Source organism: Desulfovibrio sp. 1188_IL3213 (assembly GCF_036763145.1).
Classification (GTDB): domain Bacteria; phylum Desulfobacterota; class Desulfovibrionia; order Desulfovibrionales; family Desulfovibrionaceae; genus Desulfovibrio.
Map to the genome: position 1 here is coordinate 1 of NZ_JBAIYR010000270.1, position 3,207 is coordinate 3,207.

The following is a 3,207-nucleotide window of genomic DNA, read 5'->3' on the forward strand; positions in this document are numbered from 1 at the left end:
ATAATAGTTTAAAGTTTTCAATTAAATGGCGGTCCCGACGGGATTTGAACCCGCGATCTCCTGCGTGACAGGCAGGCATGTTAACCCCTACACCACGGAACCGCATGGAGGTTAACGGGATAGAACCGCTGACCCTCTGCTTGTAAGGCAGATGCGCTCCCAGCTGAGCTAAACCTCCATATCTTTAATTAAATGACCCGTACGGGACTCGAACCCGTGTTACCGCCGTGAAAGGGCGGTGTCTTAACCGCTTGACCAACGGGCCAATAAAAAAATATTGCTACGGAGAGTAAGGGATTCGAACCCTTGAGACAGGAATACCCGCCTACATGATTTCCAATCATGCTCCTTCGGCCACTCGGACAACTCTCCAAGATAGGAGCACAAAGGCCCAATACTCTATAATTATTCTCTTTCGAGAAACTCCGGCAGTAGGACTCGAACCTACGACATCATGATTAACAGTCATGCGCTACTACCAACTGAGCTATGCCGGAATAAACCGCGTGGCGACGTCCTAATCTCACAAGGGGCAACCCCTCACTACAATCGGCGCTAAGAAGCTTAACTTCTGTGTTCGACATGGGAACAGGTGTATCCTTCTCGCTATCGCCACCACACTACTATTTAATTGAGTAAACGTCGTTCACTCAAAACTGGATCAGAAACATTCTAACAACCGTGAATCAATTTTTGGTTAAGTCCTCGATCGATTAGTATCAGTCCGCTCCGTACATCACTGCACTTCCACTCCTGACCTATCTACCTGATCTTCTCTCAGGGATCTTACTTTCTTAAAGAAATGGGAAATCTCATCTTGAGGTGGGCTTCACACTTAGATGCTTTCAGCGTTTATCCCTTCCCTACATAGCTACCCAGCGATGCCTCTGGCGAGACAACTGGTACACCAGCGGTAAGTCCATCCCGGTCCTCTCGTACTAAGGACAGATCCTCTCAAATTTCCAACGCCCGCGACGGATAGGGACCGAACTGTCTCACGACGTTCTGAACCCAGCTCGCGTGCCGCTTTAATGGGCGAACAGCCCAACCCTTGGGACCGACTACAGCCCCAGGATGCGACGAGCCGACATCGAGGTGCCAAACCTCCCCGTCGATGTGGACTCTTGGGGGAGATAAGCCTGTTATCCCCAGGGTAGCTTTTATCCGTTGAGCGATGGCCCTTCCATGCGGAACCACCGGATCACTAAGCCCGACTTTCGTCCCTGCTCGACTTGTAGGTCTCGCAGTCAAGCTCCCTTGTGCCTTTACACTCTGCGAATGATTTCCAACCATTCTGAGGGAACCTTTGGGCGCCTCCGTTACTCTTTAGGAGGCGACCGCCCCAGTCAAACTGCCCATCTGACACTGTCTCCCACCACGATTAGTGGTGCGGGTTAGAGTGGTCATAACACAAGGGTAGTATCCCACCAGCGCCTCTGTCGAAACTAGCGTCCCGACTTCTACGGCTCCTACCTATCCTGTACATGTGGTACAAACACTCAATATCAAACTGCAGTAAAGCTCCATGGGGTCTTTCCGTCCTGTCGCGGGTAACCTGCATCTTCACAGGTACTAAAATTTCACCGAGTCTCTCGTTGAGACAGTGCCCAAATCGTTACGCCTTTCGTGCGGGTCGGAACTTACCCGACAAGGAATTTCGCTACCTTAGGACCGTTATAGTTACGGCCGCCGTTTACTGGGGCTTCAATTCGTACCTTCGCTTACGCTAAGCACTCCTCTTAACCTTCCAGCACCGGGCAGGCGTCAGCCCCTATACGTCATCTTTCGATTTTGCAGAGACCTGTGTTTTTGATAAACAGTCGCTTGGGCCTATTCACTGCGGCTGATCGTTAGATCAGCACCCCTTCTCCCGAAGTTACGGGGTCATTTTGCCGAGTTCCTTAACGAGAGTTCTCTCGCTCACCTTAGGATTCTCTCCTCGACTACCTGTGTCGGTTTGCGGTACGGGCCATTGTTTTCTCACTAGAAGCTTTTCTCGGCAGTGTGACATCAGGAACTTCGGTACTATTATTTCCCTCCCCATCACAACTTGTCCTTAAAGATGTAAGCATTTGACTCACATCAAGACTCATTGCTTGGACAGACATTTCCAATCGTCTGATTCCTTAGCCTCCTGCGTCCCTCCATTGCTCAAACAAAAACAACGGGTACAGGAATATCAACCTGTTATCCATCGCCTACGCCTTTCGGCCTCGGCTTAGGTCCCGACTAACCCTGGGCGGACGAGCCTTCCCCAGGAAACCTTAGTCATTCGGTGGACAGGATTCTCACCTGTCTTTCGCTACTCATACCGGCATTCTCACTTCTAAGCGCTCCAGCAGTCCTCACGATCTACCTTCAACGCCCTTAGAACGCTCTCCTACCAACACACCATTGGTGTGTTCCACAGCTTCGGTAAACTATTTAGCCCCGGTACATTTTCGGCGCAGGGTCACTCGACTAGTGAGCTATTACGCACTCTTTAAATGGTGGCTGCTTCTAAGCCAACATCCTAGTTGTCTGTGCAACCCCACATCCTTTTCCACTTAATAGTTATTTGGGGACCTTAGCTGGTGGTCTGGGCTGTTTCCCTTTCGACTATGGATCTTATCACTCACAGTCTGACTCCCAGAGATGAATGGATGGCATTCGGAGTTTATCTGAATTCGGTAACCCGAGATGGGCCCCTAGTCCAAACAGTGCTCTACCTCCATCATTCTTACTCTGAGGCTAGCCCTAAAGCTATTTCGGAGAGAACCAGCTATCTCCAAGTTCGTTTGGAATTTCTCCGCTACCCACACCTCATCCCCGCACTTTTCAACGTACGTGGGTTCGGTCCTCCAGTGCGTTTTACCGCACCTTCAACCTGGACATGGGTAGATCACATGGTTTCGGGTCTACGACCACTTACTCATTCGCCCTATTCAGACTCGCTTTCGCTGCGGCTCCGTCTTTTCAACTTAACCTCGCAAGTAATCGTAACTCGCCGGTTCATTCTACAAAAGGCACGCTATCACCCATTAACGGGCTCTAACTTGTTGTAGGCACACGGTTTCAGGATCTATTTCACTCCCCTTCCGGGGTGCTTTTCACCTTTCCCTCACGGTACTGGTTCACTATCGGTCGACGGTTAGTACTTAGCCTTGGAAGATGGTCCTCCCGTATTCCCACGAGGTTTCACTTGCCTCGCGGTACTCATGTACCGGC

5 tRNA genes and 2 rRNA genes are annotated in these 3,207 nt (G+C 50.5%); all 7 read right to left on the minus strand.

The annotated features are described in order from the left end of the window. Positions 1-26: 26 nt before the first annotated feature. A tRNA-Asp gene (locus V6C16_RS10035) sits at positions 27-102 on the minus strand. 3 nt (positions 103-105) lie between these two features. Further along, positions 106-178, minus strand: a tRNA-Val gene (locus V6C16_RS10040). 15 nt (positions 179-193) lie between these two features. Next, a tRNA-Glu gene (locus V6C16_RS10045) sits at positions 194-265 on the minus strand. An 18-nt stretch (positions 266-283) separates the two neighbouring features. Beyond that, positions 284-372 (minus strand) — tRNA-Ser (locus tag V6C16_RS10050). A 51-nt stretch (positions 373-423) separates the two neighbouring features. Then, positions 424-497 (minus strand) — tRNA-Asn (locus V6C16_RS10055). Between the two features lie 7 nt (positions 498-504). Further along, positions 505-620 (minus strand): 5S ribosomal RNA (gene rrf, locus V6C16_RS10060). 73 nt (positions 621-693) lie between these two features. Then, a 23S ribosomal RNA gene (locus V6C16_RS10065) occupies positions 694-3,207 on the minus strand; the annotation flags it as partial.